Consider the following 17762-nt stretch of genomic DNA (forward strand, 5'->3'; position numbering starts at 1 on the left):
GAGTCGGCTGACAGTGTCAGATAAGCTGTGGCGCATGGTCAGCAGAGCGGAGAGCGCGGCCACGACCCGGCGCGCGCTGGTCGACGCCGCCGCCAGGCTGCTGGACGAGGGCGGGCCCGATGCCGTGACGCTGCGCGCGGTCGGCGCGCTCGCCGGGGTGTCCAGGGGCGCGCCGTACGGGCACTTCCCCGACAAGGAGCACCTCCTGGCCGCCGTCGCCGAGCGGAGCTGGCACCGGATCGGCGACGACCTCGACGCCCTCGTCGCGGACGGGTCGCTCGCCGCCGACGAGCGCCTGGAGCGCGCGCTCACCGGCCTCCTCGACGTCGGCAGGCGCCACCCGCACGCCTACGCGCTGATGTTCGCCGTGCCGACCGAGGAGCACCCCGGCGCGGTCGCCGCCGTGTCCCGCACGCACGACCGGTTCCTCGGCATCGTCGCGGACGTCGTCGGCGACCCGGACCAGGTCGGGCCGGTGGGGGCGCTGCTGATGGCGAGCGTGCAGGGCGTCGTCGCGATGGAGAACAGCGGGCACCTCACCGCCGAGAAGTGGCAGGCCACCGGCGACGAGGTGCTCAGGCTGCTGATCTCCCGGATCGAGCGCGCGCCCGAACCCCCGACGCCCGCCGACTAGGCGGCGCGGGGACCGCGCGGCGACGGTCCGGTCGACGCGCGCGAGTGCGCCTCGTCGGCGACGACCGCGTCGGGACGCGCGCGAGGGTGGCCGCGTTCGTCGCCCGCGACGTGGCTCCCGACGTCAGGTCGGGGATGCGTCGCCGTCCGCGATCCACGACCGCAGCCGTCCGCAGGCGGGTCCGCCACGCCCGGCACGCGCCGGAACCACCGGAAGCCCGATCACCAGCGCACCGGACACCGATCACCGGCTAGCGGCGCTCCAGCGCGGCCTTGAGGTCCTCCCGGCGCAGCACCCCGGCGGGCCTGCCCTCCAGGTCGACCACCAGGTACTCGCGCGCCGCCGTCCCCCGCACCCGCTCCACCACGTCGTCCCCGGACTCGTCGGCGAGCAGCACGGTCTCCGGCCGGATCGGCACGGCCGCCTGCTCGGCGGGCGCGTGCGGGGACGTGCCCGCCAGGCGCTCGGCGAGGGTCCGGTCCAGCAGCCCGGCGGCGACCCCGTCCGCGCGCACCAGCACCACCCCGCGCCCGGCCGCGGCCGACAGCGCGCCCGCCACCGGGCTCTCGGCGGGCAGCTGGAGCACCGGTCGCACGAGCTGCTGCAGGGTCAGCCCCTCCGGCCAGGTCCCGGCCCGCTCGGCGGCCGACTCGCCCCGCGCGCCCGCGACCACGAACCAGGCGGTGAGCAGGCACACGCCGAAGCGCAGCCAGCGGTCCGGCGCGCCGTCGAGCAGCCCCAGCACCGCCCAGACCACCAGGAGCGCGGCGACCAGCCCGCCGCCGACGACGGCGGCCCTGGTGCCGGTGGCGCGCTTGCCGGTGATGGCCCAGACGCCCGCGCGCAGGATGCGCCCGCCGTCCAGCGGCAGGCCGGGCAGGAGGTTGAACACGGCGACGGCGGCGTTGGCGAACGCGGTCTGCGCGACCAGCAGCCACACCGCGTCGGTGGTCGGGATGGCGTGGGCGCCGAGCGCGAACACGCCCGCGAGCAGCACGGACACCAGCGGTCCCGCCGCCGCGACCAGCCCCTCGTGGCGCGGGGTGCCGGGAGCCCTGGCCACCTCGGAGACCCCGCCCAGCAGGAACAGCCGCAGCCTGCGCACCGGGATGCCCAGGCGCAGCGCGACCAGGCTGTGGCCCAGCTCGTGGGCCAGCACGGACAACCCCAGGAACAGCGCGAACGCCGCCGCGAGCGCCAAGCCGGTGAAGCCGCCCGCGTCCGGGCTGATCCGGCTCGCGAGCGGCGCGTACAGCACGACGATGACCGCCGAGCCCAGCCACCACGACGGGGCCAGCAGCACCGGGATCCCGGCCGCGCGGAACAGCGGCAGACCGCCCTCCCGGCCCGCCCTCGCCCGCCAGCCCTCCGCAGTCGCCATCGGGGGGAGCGTAGGCGCGTTCGTGTCACGTCGGGGTGTGCCGGGCCGACCGGGGCTGTCGGTGGGGTGGCCTACTGTGCTCCGCATGGCAGCGCCCACCACATCCGATCGCCCCGTGCGCAGGCCGGCCCTGTCGCCCTCCCGCGCGGGCGACTTCAAGCAGTGCCCGCTGCTCTACCGCTTCCGCGCGGTCGACCGGCTCCCCGAGAAGCCGACGAAGGCCCAGGTCAGGGGCACCGTAGTGCACGCCGTCCTGGAGGACCTGTTCGCGCTGCCCGCCGCCGAGCGGGTGCCCGAGCGCGCCCGCGACCTGGTCGAACCCGCCTGGGCGCGGGTGCGGCGGGAGCGGCCCGAGTTCGCGGAGCTGTTCGGCGCGGACCAGGACGAGGAGCAGGCCGACTGGCTGTCGTCGGCCCGCGAGCTGCTGGAGGGGTACTTCGGGCTGGAGGACCCCCGGCGGTTCGACCCGGAGTCGCGGGAGCTGCTGGTCGAGTGGGAGCTGCCGTCCGGGGTGCTGCTGCGCGGCTACGTGGACCGGGTCGACGTGGCGCCCACCGGCGAGATCCGGGTGGTCGACTACAAGACCGGCGCGGCCCCGCGCGAGCACGTGGAGGGCAAGGCGCTGTTCCAGATGAAGTTCTACGCGCTGGTGCTGTGGCGGCAGCGCGGCGTGGTGCCCAGGCAGCTGCGGCTGATGTACCTGGCGGACCGGCAGGCGCTGGCGTACTCGCCGGACGAGGGCGAGCTGGCCAGGTTCGAGCGGACCCTGGAGGCGATCTGGGCCGCGATCCTGCGGGCCGGGCGCACCGGCGACTTCCGGCCGAACCCGAGCCGGTTGTGCGACTACTGCGACCACAAGGCGCTGTGCCCCGCGTTCGACGGGACGCCGCCGCCGTACCCCGGCTGGCCGGAGCCGGGGGCGGTGGCCGAGAACCCCGCCGACCGGGTCGACTAGGGCCGGGGGCTCGGGGTGGAGGCGTTCTACGCGCCGCTGGGCGGGGACCGGTACGCGGCGACCCGGCACACGGTGGGCCCGTGGTCGGCCGACAGCCAGCACCTGGGGCCGCCGTCCGCGCTGCTGGTGCGGGAGCTGGAGCGGCTGCCCGGATCCGGGCCTGCTGGATCTGGGCTGCCCGGATCTGGACAACCAGGACCGGGGCTGCTGGCCAGGGTGGCGTTCGACGTGCTCGGGCCGGTGCCGGTGGCGGAGCTGGTGGTGTCGGCCTCGGTGGTGCGGCCGGGACGGTCGGTGGAGCTGCTGGCGGCGGTGCTCTCGCACGAGGGGCGGCCGGTGCTGCGGGCGTCGGCCTGGCGGATCGCCCCCGGTGACACCGCGTCGGTGGCCTCGGGGCAGCCCGAGCCGCTGCCCCCGCCGTCCGCGTGCGCGGAGTTCTCCGTGCCCGGCGACTGGGCCTGCGGGTACCTGGAGGCGGTGGAGTGGCGGTCGGTCAGCGGCGGGCTGGCGACGCCCGGCGGCGCGGCCGTGTGGGGCCGCCCGCGCGTCCCGGTGGTGGCGGGCGAGGAGCCCAGCGCGGCGCAGCGGCTGTTCACCGTGGCCGACTCGGCGAGCGGGGTGTCGACCCGGCTGGACATCCGGCGGTGGTACGCGATCAACACCGAGCTGACCGTGCACCTGCACCGGGAGCCGGTGGGCGAGTGGTTCGCGCTGGACGCCGAGACCGTGGTCGGGCCGACCGGCGTCGGGGTGGCGGGCAGCACCGTGCACGACCTCGCGGGGGCCGTGGGGCGGACCGCGCAGGCGCTGTTCGTGCGGGAGAGGTAGCGGGGCCCCGAGCGGGCCCCGCCCCTCCCCCGGTCACCGGCCCGGCTTCCGGCGACCGGTGGCCGTCACGGGCTCGCGCAGGTGACGCTCGGCGCGCTCGCGCTCCCCGTCGCGGTGTACCCGAACGTGGTGGACGCGCCCGGTGCGAGGGTCCCGTTGTAGTCCGCGTTGCGAACCGTGACCGTGGTGCCACTCGTGCTGTGCAGGCCGTTCCACAGCTGGGTGATGGCCTGACCTGAGCCCAGGCTCCACCTGGCGGTCCACCCGGCGGTGCCTGCGCTGCCCGCCGTGACGGTGACCTCGCCCTGGAAGCCGCCCTGCCAGGTGTTGGTGGTGCGGTGCGCGGCGGAGCAGGCGCCCGTCGGCGGCTTGGTGGTCGTGGTGACCCCGGTGGTGGTCGTGCGGGTGGTCGTGGTCGTGCTGGTCGGCGTGGTCCCGCCGGACAGCACCGGCCCGGCGCACCGGCTCACCAGGTCGGGGACCGCCGACGCCGCGTCCGGGGCGTAGGCGTACGGCGGGCTGGTGAACGGCGTGACGCCACCGCCCTCGCCACCCGCCCCGGTGTCCCTCTTCCCGGTGGTCCCGTCGTAGGTGTTGCCACGGGCCGTGATGTGCGAGGGCCGCACGTACATGAACTGGTGCGGGTTGTTGGTCTTCTTGAAGTAGTTGTTCTCCACCAGCACCGAGGCCAGCGCGCCCACGCCCACGGCGTACCCGTTGCCCGTGGCCGTGTAGTAGTTGTTGTAGACGTGCCCCTTGCCGTAGAGCACGCGGGGCATCCGCTGGTCGACCAGCTCGGCGAACCAGTTGTGGTGGAAGGTCGCGTTGAGCTTGCCGACGTCGGTGGCGTCGTTGTCCGCGCCCGAGCTGACCAGGCTGGCCAGCCGGTGGCCGTGCGAGGCGTCGGTGTACCAGAACTTGACCCAGGACACCGTGATGAAGTCCGAGCCCTGGGTGAGGTCCATCAGGCCGTCGCCCGCGTTCCAGACGTTCAGGTGGTCGAACCACAGGTGGTGCGCGCCGCGCGCGGCGATCGTGTCGTCCGGGCCGGGGTTGGGCCAGAAGCCGTGGAAGTTCAGGTTCCGGACGATGATGTTGGAGCTGCCGGAGCGGATGTTGATCCCGCCCCGGATGGTGGCGTTGCGGTCGGCGCCGATCAGGGTCTTGTTGGAGGCGATGTCGACCGCGTACGAGCCGGTGGTGATGGTGCCGGACACCACGAGCACGCGCGGGGTGGAGTCGCCGCCGTACTTCTGCAGGTCGGCGAGTGTGGTGACGGTCTGCGGGGCGGCACCGCCACCGCCGGTGGTGCCGTTCGCGCCGGAACCGGCGACGGTGGCCCAGCCGGTGAGCCGGTCGTCGCAGGCGGCGGCCTCGGCGGTGGGGGCGGTGCGGGTGACGAGCAGCAGGGCCGCGCCCAGCAGGAGAGCGGCTGCCGCCGCCGCTGCCGCGCGCGGGCGGGGTGCGGGGGATTCGGGTGTCACGCGAGTGCCTTCCTCGTGGTCGACGCAGGGAGGGGTGACGCAGGGGGTTGGGCGCAGGGAGGGTGACGCAGGGGTCGCGGGGTCAGCGGTAGGTGCCGTCGAGCAGGCCGTTCAGGTACTTCTCGACGTTGGTGTAGCCGGTGCGGTCGAAGTCGCCGGTGGCGTCGGCGGCGCTGCTCGGGTCGAGGCCGTGCGCGCGCTCCCAGGCGTCGGGCATCCCGTCCCGGTCGGTGTCGACCGGCGCGGTCCCGCCCGCGAGGACGCCGTACCCGCCGTTGGCCAGGCCGGTCCTGGTCTGGCTCGCACACAGGTCGCCCTTGGTCCCGAGCGAGGTGACGTCGGCGACGACGAGCGCGTCGACCTGGTCGCGCGGGGTGGCGCCCGCCGTGGCCACGACGCTCCGGTAGGCGTCGGCGGCCGAGGTGGTGGGGATGCCCGCCGTGGTCGGCGACCAGGGCGAGGCGAGCGCGGTGGCGCCGCCGCCGAGGGCGAGCGCGGACCCGTTGAGCGCGCCGTCCCGGTTGCCGTCGAGCAGGTTGCCGCTGCCGTGCAGCGACTGGTTGCCGAGCTGGTAGTAGGCGTTGGCGGCGCGGGTGGTGCGCGGGCCGGTGATGAAGTAGTTGCCGATGACGTCGTGCAGGAAGTGGCCGCTGGAGTTCCCCGCCGTGTAAGCGGCCTGGTAGTTGTAGACGACGTTGTTCACGAACTGGGTGTTGCCCTTGGCCATGGGGTTGCGCCCGTGGGAGTTCGCGAACAGGTTCCGGTGCCAGGTGAACGGGCCGGTCTCGGTGTGCGCGCCGAACTGCTGGTTGATCGGGTTGGCGTTGATCGAGTTCTGCACGGTGACGTTGGAGGCCCGGACGCCGCCGATGTTGTTCCACTGGCCGAACTCGACCGAGATCCGGTCGAAGATCATCCGGTCTGCGTCGAGCCAGTTGATCCCGTTGTTCTTCTCGTCGGGGTCGAGGTCGCCCTGGCGGAAGCGGAAGTTGCGCACGACGACGTTGCGCGCGCTGTTGAACGACACCTCGCCGCCCATGACCCCGATGCCGCCGCCGGGGGCGCTCTGGCCGGCGATGGTGATGTCGCTGCGGACCAGGACGGTGGAGTTGAGCCGGATGTGGCCGCCGACGTCGAAGACGACGATGCGACCGGGCTGGCTGACGGCGTCCCGGAAGGAGCCCGCGCCGCTGTCGTTCAGGTTGGTGACGTGGTGGACGGCCCGGCCGCGCCCACCGGTGGCCGAGGCCCCGAACCCGACCGCGCCGGGGAAGGCGAGGACGGGGCCGGGCGGTTGGCCGGTGGTCGTGGTGGGGCCGGTGGTCGTGGTCGGGCCGCTCGTGGTGGTGGGGCCGCCCGGCGAGCCGGTGCAGGTGGTCCCGTTGAGCGAGAAGGCCGAGGGCGCGGTGTTCGCGGCGCCCCAGGAGCCGGTGAACCCGAACGACGCGCTGCCGCCCGAGGGGAGGTCGGCGTTGTGCGCGACGTTCGTGGCGGTGACGTTGGCCCCCGACTGGGCGACGGTGGCGTTCCACGCCTGGCCGACGCTCTGCCCGTCGGGGAACGCCCAGGTGAGCGCCCACCCGGACCGGGCGTCCCCCAGGTTGGTGATGGTGACGTCGGCGTTGAACCCGCCCTGCCACTGGCTGCTGACCGCGTACGCGACGCGGCACCCGGTGGCGGCCTGGGCGCTGCCCGCCGCGACGAGCACGGCAGCGGCGAGGACGACCGCCGCGCCCGCGCAGGCCGAGGCCCGGCGGTGCGTGAGAGGGGACATGAGGGCATCTCCACGGTGAGATGGGTGTCGTGGGGGCGCGTCGCCCCCACGACACAGACACCGGGGTGGAGCGGCCGATAACACCGGGCGGGCGCGGACCACCCGACCGGACCAGCGCGGGCCGTGGCCGCAGCCCGGCTGGAGCGGCTCGGCTAGAGCAGCGCGGCGGCGGTCAGGGTCAGCATCGACAGGGCCGTCGTCACCAGCACCGTGTTGCGGGTGGTCGACGTGCCCGGCAGGTAGCGGGTCGCCACGACGTGCACGTTCTGCGCCGTCGGCAGCGCCGCGCACACGATCGCCGCCCGCCGCAGGTCGCCCTCGACGTCGAGCAGCACGCAGAACGCCAGCGCCAGCAGCGGGTGCGCGAGCAGCTTGAGCGCCACCGCAGTCCACAGCGCGGCCCTCGGCTCGGCCGGGCGCGGCGCCGCGCCGCCGGTCGCGACCTCGTCGTCGCGCCCGCGCCCGGCCAGCGACATGCCGAGCCCGACCAGCGCGGTCGGCACACCGGCCGCGCCGAGCGCGGCGATCGGCGAGAGCAGCATCTCCGGCGGGTCCCAGCCGGTCGCGGCCACCGCGACGGCCAGCACGGACGCGCCGATCACCGGGTTGCGCACCGGCAGCAGCGCCAGGGTGCGCAGCACCCGCCCGCCCGCGCCCGCCTCCAGCGCGCCGAGCACGATCGGCATCATCACCAGCGGCTGGAACAGCAGCACGGCGGCGATGAACGACGAGTCCCCGAGGACGCCGATGGCGATGGGGATGCCGAGGTTGCCCGCGTTGACGTACCCGGACGCCATGCCGCCGAGCACGCGCTGGTCGTGCGGGGTGCGGAACAGCTTCCAGTGCAGCAGGTAGCCCGCGACGCACACCACGGCGGTGGACGCGACGAAGGCCAGCACCCCGGCGTTGGCGAGCCGGGAGGGATCGGTGTCGATCAGGGTGGTGAACAGCACCGCGGGCATGGCCAGGTGGAACGCGAACCGGCCGAGGGCCTGCTCGGCGCCCCGCCCCAGCACGCCGCCGCGCGCCGAGGCGAAGCCGATCCCGGTCAGCACCCAGATGGGCAGGAACCCGCCGAGCACTCCGCCCACGGTCAGCTCACGACCGCGGCGGACCGGGCTGTCACAGGTGCCGGTAGACGTCTTCGAGGCTCAGGCCGCGACCCAGCATGAGCACCTGGACGCGGTAGAGGAGCTGGGAGACCTCCTCGGCGAGGCGGTCGTCGGACTCGTGCTCGGCGGCGATCCACACCTCGCCCGCCTCCTCCAGCACCTTCTTGCCCTGGGCGTGCACGCCGTCGGCCAGCGCCTGCGTGGTCGCGGACCCCTCGGGGCGGGTTCGGGCGCGTTCGCTCAGCTCGGCGAACAGCTCGTCGAAGGTCTTCACGGTGCCTGATCCTCGCATCCCCCGGCCGGGCCCGAGCAGCGGGCTCCGGCGGGCGGCCTCAGATCCGGTACTCCGGACCGGTGAACGGCCAGGCCTCCGCGACCCAGCGGGGGACGAACGCGTCGAGCGCGCGCTCGACGTCGGTGCCGACGAGCCGGTCGACCACCCACCAGGAGATCCGCGCGTCGGCGGGGGCGTCGGCGGGGTCGAGGTAGACGCAGCCGAGCAGCTCGGTCTCGTCGGCGTCGAACAGCGCGTAGTTGAACGACTCGTGCGCCTCGATCTCCCGCTCGTGGCGGGCGAGGTCCTCCCGGTCCTGCTCCACGGTCATCGTCGCCGGGGGCCAGCCCCAGGCCTGCCCGTAGAGGGACCAGAGGCGGTCGCGGGAGTCCATGACGGCCGGGTAGTCGAGTTCGGTGTCGGACTCGCGGATGGGCCGCAGGTGGTGACCCGTGCCGATCTCGGCGCGGAGGGGGTGGGCGAAGTCGTCGGGGAGCCAGGCCATGCCGGTGATCGTGCCCGGCGGGGGCGGGTGGGCGCGAGCGGGTTTCCCGCCCGCGCCCCCCGGCAGCGCTCCCGGTCAGCGCTCCCGGTCAGCCCGCCTTCTCCACCCCGCCCACCCGGTCGAAGCCGAGCGCCCGGTTCACGACCGCCATCAGCCGGGCCGCCGCCCGCACGGGCAGCAGGGTCAGCAGCCCCACCATCACCCGGTTCACCGCCTTGCCGGGCACCGACACCGCCCGGCCCGCGCGCAGGTGGTCGAGGACGTCGCGGGCCACCTTGGTCGGGGTGTCGGCCGCCCTGGCGTCGATGGTGACCTCCTTGCCCTCGAAGAAGGCCGTGCTGATCGCGCCGGGGTTCACCGCCACCACGCGCACGCCGCTCCCCCGCAGCTCCACGCGCAGCGCCTCGGTGAACGAGCGCACGTACGCCTTCGTCGCCGCGTAGGTCGCCTGGTACGGGACCGGCCGGTAGCCGGCCACGGAGCCGATGTTCACGATCGTGCCCGCGCCCGCCGCGCGCATCGACCGCGCGACGTGGTGGGTCAGCTCGGTCAGGGCCTCGACGTTGAGCGCGATCGAGTCGACCTGCTCGGGCAGCGCCGTGTCCAGGAACGGGCCGACCGAGCCCGCGCCCGCGTTGTTGACCAGCAGGTCGATCGGCTGCTCGCCCAGCTCGGCCAGCGCGGCGCGGCGGGACGCGCGGTCGGTCAGGTCGGCCGCGATCACCCGCACGTCCACCCGCGCGGTGGCGCGCAGGTGGTCGGCGAACTCGGACAGGTCGGTGCGGGCCACCAGGACCAGGTTCGCGCCGCGCGCGGCCAGCTCCTCGGCCAAGGCCCGGCCAAGGCCCTTCGACGCGCCGGTCACCAGCGCGGTCGTCCCCCGGTAGGTCATGCCTTCCCCCACTTCCGGTAGCGGCGCAGCGCGGGGCGGCGGCGCAGTCGTTCGGTCAGCAGCGCCCTGAGCGGGCCGGTGGAGCGGTCGCGGTCCGCGGCGAGGTCTTCCATCCTGGCGTGGACCAGGGCCTGCACGGCGGCGGAGGAGAGCTTCTTGTCGGGCCAGTTCACCCGGACGGGCGCGGCCTCGGCGTGCTCGCCCGCGATCCAGGCGTGCGGCAGGTCGGGGTCCACGGCCAGCGCGGTGCCCACGCCGACCACGGACGCGCCGCTCTCCAGCACCCGCCTGGCCACCGGCAGCCGCCGCACCCCGCCGGTGATCATCACGGGCAGCGGGGCGTCGGCGAGGATCGACGCGGCGGCGTCCAGGAAGTAGGCCTCGCGGGCCAGGGTGCTCTCGTCGGCCGCGTGGCCCATGATCGCCAGGCTCTCCAGCGACCCGCCGGACAGCTCGACCAGGTCCACGCCCGCCCCGGACAGCATCCCGATCACCTCGGCCGCGTCCTGCGGCCGGAAGCCGCCGCGCTGGAAGTCGGCGGTGTTGAGCTTCACGCCGACCGCGAAGCCGGGCGAGACCGCCGCCCTGACCGCCGCGACGACCTCCAGCAGCAGCCTCGCCCGCGCGGCCAGGTCACCGCCGTACCCGTCGGTCCTGCGGTTGACCAGCGGCGACAGGAACTGGCCGATCAGGTACCCGTGCGCGGCGTGCACCTCGACGCCGTCGAACCCGGCCCGCTCGGCCTGCGCGGCGGTGTCGGCGAACCGGGCCACCACCTCGGCGACCTGCTCGCCGGTCATGGCGACCGGCGTCGCGTACAGCCGGGTGAACGCGCCCATCTCGACCCGCTTGGCCGAGGCGGACCAGGCGTTCCCGCCCTGGTCGGCGAACACCACCCGGCCGGGGTGGTTGATCTGCATCCACACCCGCCCGCCGCCCGAGCGCGCCGCCGTCGCCCAGCGCCGGAACGGCTCCAGGTCGGTCCCGGCTTCGAGCACCACGTCGCGCGGGTCGGCCACGGCCCGGCCGTCGACCATCACGTGCCCGGTGATCAGCAGTCCCGCGCCGCCCGCCGCCCACCGGCGGTAGAGGGCGATCAGCTCCTCCCCCGGCAGCTGGCCGTCCACCGCCAGGAACTCCTCCAGCGCGGCCTTGGCGACGCGGTTCGGCAGCACCGACCCGCTCGCCAGTCGCAGCGGATCGCCCAGCGCCGCCACCACCTCCCCCGGCCTGCCCGTCCCGCCCATGCGCACCCCTCGTGTGTGTACAGCGTCCACATTGTTGACGCCGCCCACATTCGCACCTGAAGTGTACGATGTCAACATGACTCGGGCGACGTACCACCACGGCGACCTGCGGGCCGCGCTGCTGCGCTCGGCGCTGGAGCTGCTGGAGTCCTCCGGGAGCGACGGCCTGTCGCTGCGCGCCGTGGCCCGCGCGGCGGGCGTGTCCCCCAACGCCCCGTACCGGCACTACGCCGACAAGGAGACCCTGCTCGCGGCGCTGGCCGTGCACGGGTTCGGCGAGATGGCCGAGCGGGTGACCGCGGCGCTCGCCACCGCCGCGCCCGAGGACCTCGTGGTGGTCGTGGTGACCGAGGGCGTGCGGCACGGGCTCGCGAACCCCGGCCTGCACCAGCTGATGGTGGACAGCACGTGCAGCACCCGCCCCGAGGTGCAGGAGGCGTCGGCGCGGGCGCTGGCCGAGGTCGCGGCCTCGCTGGGCGTGACGACGACTTGCACGGACGAGACCGGCGCGCTCGCCACCGGCGTGTGGGCGCTGGTGCACGGCCTGTACGCGCTGCTCAGGGACGGCGCGGTGCGCCCTGCGCCGGGCGAGGACGTGGACGCGCTGGTGGCGCGGGTCGTGCGGGCCACCGTCGGCCCGCTGCCGGGGGTGGCGGGTGCCTGACTACGCGCCCGTGCTGTCCGCGCTGCGCGAGATCCGGGTGATCAGCCCGTTCTTCGCGCTCGACGTCGGCCGCCCGGACGAGACCTGGCACCCCGGCGCGGCGCTGCTGGACGGCCCCGAGCTGCCCGCCGCGCTGGACGCCATCGCCGCCCGCTACCGCACCTCGGAGCGCCGCGTCGCCGGGTCGCTGTTCTTCCTCGCGCACACCGCGCGTCTGCTCAGCCCGGTCGCCGCCGCGAGCGCGCTGGGCCTGCCGGTCCCGGACGTGCGCCCGGAGAACCTGTGGTGGCGCTACGACCCGGACGGCCTGCGGGTGCGCCTGGCCGAGCCCGTCGCGGCAGGCGGGGACCTCACCGCCGCGCTGGCGCCGGTGGTCGCGGCGGTGCGCGCGGCGTCCGGGGTGGCCGAGGGCCTGCTGTGGGGCAACGCCGCCTCGAACCTCGCGGGCGCCCTGCGCACCCTCGCCCGCACTCCCCCGCCACCCCGCCCCGGCCACCCGACCGACGCCGAGTCCTGCGTCGCGAAGGGCCGCGAACTGCTGGCCGCGGGGAAGCTCGCGGACACCGGCGACTTCATCGACTTCCCCGGCGAGGTCGCGTTCCGCCGCCGCTCCTGCTGCCTGTACTACCGGGTGGCGGGCGGCGGCACCTGCGGCGACTGCCCCCTGCCACCCCGCTGAGCCGTCAGCCCAGCAGCTCGCCGAGCACCGCGACGTCGACCCCGATCAGCGACTCCCGGAACACCCGCCGCTCCCCCTCGGGCACCGGGATCTCGCACGGCACCACCAGCACGGTGCACCCGGCGGCCACCGCGGACCTGGTCCCGGTCGGCGAGTCCTCCACCGCCACGCACCGCTCCGGCTCCACCCCGAGCAGCCGCGCGGCCTTCAGGTACGGGTCGGGCAGCGGCTTGTTGCGCCCCTCCACCTCGTCGCCGCACACCGTGGCGTCGAACAGGTCCCGCCCGATCGTGTCGAGCGCGACCTCGGTGAGCCTGCGGTCCGTGGAGGTCACCAGCGCCATCGGCACCCCGGCGTCGCGCACCGCCCGCAGCGCCTCCCGCGCGCCCGGCCGCCACGGCAGCCCCTCGCGGAACACCTCCTCGGTGCGGGCGAGCAGCCAGCGCCCGCCCTCCTCGATCTCCTCCGGCGTGGCCGGGACGCCGACCTCGTCGAACAGCAGCCCCATCGTGGTGGGCAGGTTCGAGCCGATGATCCGCTGCCGGGTGGCCAGCGACAGCTCCCCGCCGAGCTTCTCGGCGAACTCGTAGAGCGGGATGTCCCAGAGCTTCTCCGAGTCCAGCAGCGTTCCGTCCATGTCCCACAGGACGGCGGCGGGGGTGTTCACTCTTGGCTCTCCTCTAGCTCGCGCGAAAGCGGCGCGCCCCCGTTCGGGGGACGCGCCGCCGGGTCGTTCCGACGTGCCGCTCAGCCGTTGAGCGTCCGGTCCTGGGGAACCGGTCAGGCGTTGAAGTACTTCGCCTCGGGGTGGTGGGCGATGAAGGCGTCGGTGGACTGCTCGGGGTGCAGCTGGAGCTCCTCGGACAGCTTCACGCCGATGCGGCCCGGTTCGAGCAGCGCGACGACCTTGGTCCGGTCCTCCATGTCGGGGCAGGCCCCGTAGCCGAGGGAGTACCGGGCGCCCCGGTAGCCGAGCTTGAAGTACTCCTCCACGTCGGCCGGGTCCTCGGCCGCGACGACCCCGCCGGTCGGCCAGGTCAGCTCCTCGCGCACCCGCTTGTGCCAGTACTCGGCGAGCGCCTCGGTGAGCTGCACGCCGAGGCCGTGCACCTCCAGGTACTCGCGGTACGCGTCCTTGGCGAACAGCTCGTTGGCGTAGTCGGCGATCGGCTGCCCCATGGTGACCAGCTGGAACGGCACCACGTCGACCTCGCCGGACTCGCGCGGTCGCCAGAAGTCGGCCAGGCACAGCCGCCGGTCCCGCTTCTGCCGGGGGAACGCGAACCGGGTCACCTCGGGCGCGTCGACCGACGGCTCACTGAGGATCACCAGCGAGTCGCCCTCGGACACGCACGGGAAGTACCCGTACACCACGGCGGCGTGCGCGAGGACGCCCTCGGTGGCCAGCCGCTCCAGCCAGTAGCGCAGCCGGGGGCGGCCCTCGGTCTCGACCAGCTCCTCGTAGGACGGTCCGCTGCCGCGCGAGCCGCGCAGCCCCCACTGGCCCATGAACGTGGCCCGCTCGTCGAGCAGCGCCGAGTAGTCGCCCAGCGGCACGCCCTTGACCACGCGGGTGCCCCAGAACGGCGGGGTGGGGACGGGCAGGTCGGCGGCCACGTCCGAGCGGGTCACCGGCTCCGGCTCGGGCTGGGCGGCCTTGCGCTCGGCGGCGATGCGCAGCGACCGCTCGCGGCGGGCCTTGCGCTCGGCGGCCTTGCGCTCGGCCTCCGGGTCGATCAGCGGGGACTCGCCGCGCTTGGCCGCCATGACCGCGTCCATCAGCCGCAGGCCCTCGAACGCGTCGCGGGCGTAGCGGACCTCGCCGAGGTAGGTGTCGGTGAGGTCGTTCTCCACGTACGCGCGGGTGAGCGCGGCCCCGCCGAGCAGCACCGGCCAGCGCGCGGCGACCCCGCGCGAGTTCATCTCCTCCAGGTTCTCCTTCATGATCACCGTGGACTTGACGAGCAGGCCGGACATGCCGATGGCGTCGGCGCGGTGGTTCTCGGCGGCGTCGAGGATGGCGCTGATGGGCTGCTTGATGCCGAGGTTGATGACCTCGTAGCCGTTGTTGGACAGGATGATGTCCACCAGGTTCTTGCCGATGTCGTGCACGTCGCCCTTGACGGTGGCGAGCACGATGCGGCCCTTGCCGCCGTCGTCGGAGCGCTCCATGTGCGGCTCCAGGTGCGCGACGGCGGTCTTCATGACCTCGGCGGACTGGAGCACGAACGGCAGCTGCATCTGGCCGGAGCCGAACAGCTCACCGACCGTCTTCATGCCCGCGAGCAGGGTGTCGTTGATGATCTGGAGCGCGGGCCGCTCGGTCAGCGCCTCGTCCAGGTCGGCCTCGAGGCCGTTGCGCTCGCCGTCCACGATGCGCCGCTGCAACCGCTCGAACAGCGGGAGCGCGGCCAGCTCCTGGGCGCGGGTGGCCTTGGACGCGGAGGTGGTGACGCCCTCGAACAGCTCCATGAGCCGCTGCAGCGGGTCGTAGCCCTCGCGGCGGCGGTCGTAGACCAGGTCCAGTGCGACCGCGCGCTGCTCGTCGGGGATGCGCGCCATCGGCACGATCTTGGAGGCGTGCACGATCGCGGTGTCCAGCCCGGCCTGCACGCACTCGTGCAGGAACACCGAGTTCAGCACCTGGCGGGCGGCCGGGTTGAGACCGAAGGAGACGTTGGACAGCCCGAGCGTGGTGCGCACCTCGGGGTAGCGGCGCTTGAGCTCGCGGATGGCCTCGATGGTCTCGACGCCGTCGCGCCGCACCTCCTCCTGACCGGTGGAGATGGGGAAGGTCAGGCAGTCGATGATGATGTCGCTGTGCCGCAGGCCCCAGTTGCCGACCAGGTCCTCGATGATCCGGACGGCCACCCGGACCTTCCACTCGGCGGTGCGGGCCTGGCCCTCCTCGTCGATGCACAGGCCGACGACGGCCGCGCCGTGCTCGGCGACCAGCCGCATGATGCGCTGGAACCGCGAGTCCGGGCCGTCGCCGTCCTCGTAGTTGACCGAGTTGACCGCGCACCGCCCGCCCAGGTGCTCCAGACCGGCCTGGAGCACCTCGGGCTCGGTCGAGTCGAGCATGATCGGCAGGGTGGACGCGGTGGCCAGGCGGGAGGCGAGCGCGGACATGTCGGCGACGCCGTCGCGGCCCACGTAGTCGACGTTCAGGTCGATCAGGTGCGCGCCGTCGCGGGTCTGGTCGCGGGCGATGCCGACGCAGTCGTCCCAGCGGTCGGCGAGCATGGCCTCGCGGAAGGCCTTGGAGCCGTTGGCGTTGGTGCGCTCGCCGATCATCAGCACGGACGCGTCCTGCTGGAACGGCACGGACTGGTAGAGCGAGGACACGCCCGGCTCGGGGCGCGGGCGGCGGGCGGTGGGGCCGAGGTCGCGCACGGCCTCGGCGACCTGGCGGACGTGCTCGGCGGTGGTGCCGCAGCAGCCGCCGACCAGGCGGGCGCCGAACTCGGTGGCGAACCCGCGCAGCGCCTGGGCCAGCTCCTCGGGGCCGAGCGGGTAGACCGCGCCGTTGGGGCCGAGCTGCGGCAGGCCCGCGTTGGGCATGACCGACAGCGGGATGCGGGCGTGCTTGGCGATGTGCCGCAGGTGCTCGCTCATCTCGGCCGGGCCGGTGGCGCAGTTCAGGCCGACCAGGTCGATGCCGAGCGGTTCGAGCGCGGTGAGGGCGGCCCCGATCTCGGAGCCCAGCAGCATGGTGCCGGTGGTCTCGACGGTGACCTGGGCGATGATCGGCACGCGCAGGCCCTCGGCGTCCATGGCGCGCTTGGCGGCGACGATCGCGGCCTTGGTCTGGAGCAGGTCCTGCGAGGTCTCGACGATGATGGCGTCGGAGCCGCCGACCAGCAGGCCCCGGATCTGCTCCACGTAGGAGTCGCGCAGCACGGAGTAGGCGACGTGGCCGAGGGTGGGCAGCTTGGAGCCGGGGCCGACCGAGCCGAGCACGAAGCGCGGGCGGCCGGGCTCGGCGTGCTCGTCGGCGGCCTCGCGGGCGAGCTGGGCACCGAGGCGGGACAGCTCGAAGATGCGGTCCTGGATGCCGTAGTCCGAGAAGTTGGACAGGTTCGCGCCGAAGGTGTTCGTCTCGACCGCGTCCGCGCCCGCCTCCAGGTAACCGCGGTGCACGGCGCGCACCACGTCGGGCCTGGTGGTGTTCAGGATCTCGTTGCAGCCCTCGTGGCCTGCGAAGTCGTCGAGGGAGAGGTCGAACGACTGGAGCATGGTGCCCATGGCCCCGTCGGCCACGACCACGCGTTCGGTGAGTGCGTCCAGCAGGGGGGACGAGACACGATCCGACATGGTGCCAGCCTACGACGTCAGGGGTGCCCGGAGGGTCGTAGGCTGGCCCGGTGACCGATCCGGACCAGGCCGCCCAGACCCCCTTCGACCCCGACGAACCCCTCACCAACCCGATCATGGTGGCGGCGTTCGAGGGGTGGAACGACGCTGGAGACGCAGCCAGCACTGCGATCGAGCACCTGCAGCTGACCTGGGAGGCGAAGCCGCTGGCGGAGATCGACCCGGACGAGTACTACGACTTCCAGGTGACGAGACCCACAGTCCGCATGGTGGACGGCATCACCCGCCGGGTCGAGTTCCCGACGACCCGGTTGACCGTGTGCAGACCACCCGGTTCGGCGACGGACGTCGTGCTGGTGCACGGGATAGAGCCCAACATGCGGTGGCGGAAGTTCGCGGGCGAGCTGCTCGGGCACATCGAGCGGCTGGGCGTGACGACCGTGGTCACGCTGGGCGCGCTGCTGATGGACACCCCGCACACCAGGCCGGTCCCGGTGTCGGGCACCGCGTACGACCCGGCCGCCGCCGCGAAGTACGGGCTGGAGCAGACCAAGTACGAGGGGCCGACCGGGATCGTCGGCGTGTTCCAGGACATGTGCGTGCAGGCGGGCATCCCGGCGATCTCGTTCTGGGCGGCGGTCCCGCACTACGTGTCGCAGCCGCCGTCGCCCAAGGCCACGCTCGCCCTGCTGCACCGGGTGGAGGAGGTCCTGGACGTGGAGGTTCCGCTCGGGGCGCTGCCGGAGCAGGCCGAGGAGTGGGAGCGCACGGTCAGCGAGATGGCCGACGAGGACGAGGACGTGCGCAACTACGTGCGGGCGCTGGAGGAGCGCGGCGACGCGGAGATCGAGATCACCGAGGCCAGCGGGGACGCGATCGCGGCGGAGTTCGAGCGGTACCTGCGGCGGCGCGGGCGCGGTCCGGGGCGCGGTCCTTCGGGGCTGTGAGCTGCGGGGACCCACGTCCCCGGAGTCCGGTCCTGGCGGGTCGCCGCCCCCTGCGCCCCCCTGCACCCC

16 protein-coding genes are annotated in these 17762 nt (G+C 74.2%); 6 read left to right on the forward strand and 10 right to left on the reverse strand.

Annotation, left to right across the window (positions count from 1 at the left end):
• The first annotated feature begins 34 nt into the window (after positions 1-34).
• A complete protein-coding gene (locus LV78_RS25455; RefSeq protein ID WP_253848148.1) occupies positions 35-634 on the forward strand; it encodes a TetR/AcrR family transcriptional regulator in 600 nt (199 codons plus the stop codon).
• 250 nt (positions 635-884) lie between these two features.
• Here the strand turns inward: LV78_RS25455 and LV78_RS25460 are convergent, their stop codons facing one another.
• Complete coding sequence (locus LV78_RS25460; protein WP_253848149.1) at positions 885-2015, reverse strand: site-2 protease family protein; 1131 nt, start codon at positions 2013-2015, stop codon at positions 885-887.
• Between the two features lie 85 nt (positions 2016-2100).
• Between LV78_RS25460 and LV78_RS25465 the strand changes: the two genes are divergently transcribed.
• Both LV78_RS25465 and LV78_RS25470 read left to right on the forward strand, forming a co-directional pair.
• The gene (locus LV78_RS25465) at positions 2101-2970 is read left to right on the forward strand and encodes a RecB family exonuclease (RefSeq protein ID WP_253848150.1); all 870 of its coding nucleotides are present in this window, start codon (positions 2101-2103) and stop codon (positions 2968-2970) included.
• Between the two features lie 15 nt (positions 2971-2985).
• Entirely contained in the window at positions 2986-3798 is an 813-nt protein-coding gene (locus LV78_RS25470) for a thioesterase family protein (protein WP_253848151.1), read from the forward strand.
• Between the two features lie 65 nt (positions 3799-3863).
• On the opposite strand, the gene LV78_RS25475 is transcribed toward LV78_RS25470, so the two are convergent.
• The 7 genes from LV78_RS25475 to LV78_RS25510 all read right to left on the reverse strand — a co-directional run bounded on the left by LV78_RS25475 (position 3864) and on the right by LV78_RS25510 (position 11086).
• Positions 3864-5282, reverse strand: coding sequence for a pectate lyase family protein (locus tag LV78_RS25475; RefSeq protein WP_308208747.1), 1419 nt, complete (start codon positions 5280-5282; stop codon positions 3864-3866).
• Positions 5283-5364: 82 nt separating this feature from the next.
• Entirely contained in the window at positions 5365-7056 is a 1692-nt protein-coding gene (locus tag LV78_RS25485) for a cellulose-binding domain-containing protein (protein WP_253848152.1), read from the reverse strand.
• 152 nt (positions 7057-7208) lie between these two features.
• Complete coding sequence (locus LV78_RS25490; protein ID WP_253848153.1) at positions 7209-8147, reverse strand: AEC family transporter; 939 nt, start codon at positions 8145-8147, stop codon at positions 7209-7211.
• 31 nt (positions 8148-8178) lie between these two features.
• A complete protein-coding gene (locus LV78_RS25495; protein WP_041836702.1) occupies positions 8179-8442 on the reverse strand; it encodes a phosphoribosyl-ATP diphosphatase in 264 nt (87 codons plus the stop codon).
• Positions 8443-8500: 58 nt separating this feature from the next.
• Positions 8501-8947 carry a GNAT family N-acetyltransferase gene (locus tag LV78_RS25500; RefSeq protein WP_253848154.1) on the reverse strand — a complete coding sequence of 149 codons (447 nt, stop codon included), beginning with the start codon at positions 8945-8947 and terminating at the stop codon, positions 8501-8503.
• A gap of 88 nt (positions 8948-9035) precedes the next feature.
• Entirely contained in the window at positions 9036-9839 is an 804-nt protein-coding gene (locus LV78_RS25505) for an SDR family NAD(P)-dependent oxidoreductase (RefSeq protein WP_253848155.1), read from the reverse strand.
• The gene (locus LV78_RS25510; protein WP_253848156.1) at positions 9836-11086 is read right to left on the reverse strand and encodes an oxidoreductase; all 1251 of its coding nucleotides are present in this window, start codon (positions 11084-11086) and stop codon (positions 9836-9838) included. Before LV78_RS25510 ends, LV78_RS25505 begins: the two co-directional genes overlap by 4 nt.
• A 76-nt stretch (positions 11087-11162) precedes the next feature.
• Between LV78_RS25510 and LV78_RS25515 the strand changes: the two genes are divergently transcribed.
• The gene (locus LV78_RS25515; RefSeq protein ID WP_253848157.1) at positions 11163-11750 is read left to right on the forward strand and encodes a TetR/AcrR family transcriptional regulator; all 588 of its coding nucleotides are present in this window, start codon (positions 11163-11165) and stop codon (positions 11748-11750) included.
• Positions 11743-12429, forward strand: coding sequence for a (2Fe-2S)-binding protein (locus tag LV78_RS25520; protein WP_253848158.1), 687 nt, complete (start codon positions 11743-11745; stop codon positions 12427-12429). Before LV78_RS25515 ends, LV78_RS25520 begins: the two co-directional genes overlap by 8 nt.
• 4 nt (positions 12430-12433) lie before the next feature.
• On the opposite strand, the gene LV78_RS25525 is transcribed toward LV78_RS25520, so the two are convergent.
• Positions 12434-13066, reverse strand: coding sequence for an HAD family hydrolase (locus tag LV78_RS25525; protein ID WP_372494998.1), 633 nt, complete (start codon positions 13064-13066; stop codon positions 12434-12436).
• A 143-nt stretch (positions 13067-13209) separates the two neighbouring features.
• Positions 13210-16746, reverse strand: a complete 3537-nt coding sequence (gene metH / locus LV78_RS25530; RefSeq protein WP_253848160.1) for a methionine synthase — start codon at positions 16744-16746, stop codon at positions 13210-13212.
• Positions 16747-16796: 50 nt separating this feature from the next.
• Between metH and LV78_RS25535 the strand changes: the two genes are divergently transcribed.
• The gene (locus LV78_RS25535) at positions 16797-17693 is read left to right on the forward strand and encodes a PAC2 family protein (protein ID WP_308208748.1); all 897 of its coding nucleotides are present in this window, start codon (positions 16797-16799) and stop codon (positions 17691-17693) included.
• The last annotated feature ends 69 nt before the right edge of the window (positions 17694-17762 follow it).

Source organism: Actinosynnema pretiosum, from assembly GCF_024171695.1.
In the GTDB taxonomy this organism is placed as follows: Bacteria; Actinomycetota; Actinomycetes; order Mycobacteriales; family Pseudonocardiaceae; genus Actinosynnema; species Actinosynnema pretiosum.

Bases quoted from the DNA above. Each gene is read 5' to 3' on its own strand.
- LV78_RS25500 (WP_253848154.1), bottom strand. From the start codon at position 8,947: ATGGCCTGGCTCCCCGACGACTTCGCCCACCCCCTCCGCGCCGAGATC.
- metH (WP_253848160.1), bottom strand. From the start codon at position 16,746: ATGTCGGATCGTGTCTCGTCCCCCCTGCTGGACGCACTCACCGAACGC.
- LV78_RS25525 (WP_372494998.1), bottom strand. From the start codon at position 13,066: ATGGACGGAACGCTGCTGGACTCGGAGAAGCTCTGGGACATCCCGCTC.
- LV78_RS25455 (WP_253848148.1), top strand. From the start codon at position 35: ATGGTCAGCAGAGCGGAGAGCGCGGCCACGACCCGGCGCGCGCTGGTC.
- LV78_RS25485 (WP_253848152.1), bottom strand. From the start codon at position 7,056: ATGTCCCCTCTCACGCACCGCCGGGCCTCGGCCTGCGCGGGCGCGGCG.
- LV78_RS25460 (WP_253848149.1), bottom strand. From the start codon at position 2,015: ATGGCGACTGCGGAGGGCTGGCGGGCGAGGGCGGGCCGGGAGGGCGGT.
- LV78_RS25505 (WP_253848155.1), bottom strand. From the start codon at position 9,839: ATGACCTACCGGGGGACGACCGCGCTGGTGACCGGCGCGTCGAAGGGC.
- LV78_RS25465 (WP_253848150.1), top strand. From the start codon at position 2,101: ATGGCAGCGCCCACCACATCCGATCGCCCCGTGCGCAGGCCGGCCCTG.
- LV78_RS25510 (WP_253848156.1), bottom strand. From the start codon at position 11,086: ATGGGCGGGACGGGCAGGCCGGGGGAGGTGGTGGCGGCGCTGGGCGAT.
- LV78_RS25515 (WP_253848157.1), top strand. From the start codon at position 11,163: ATGACTCGGGCGACGTACCACCACGGCGACCTGCGGGCCGCGCTGCTG.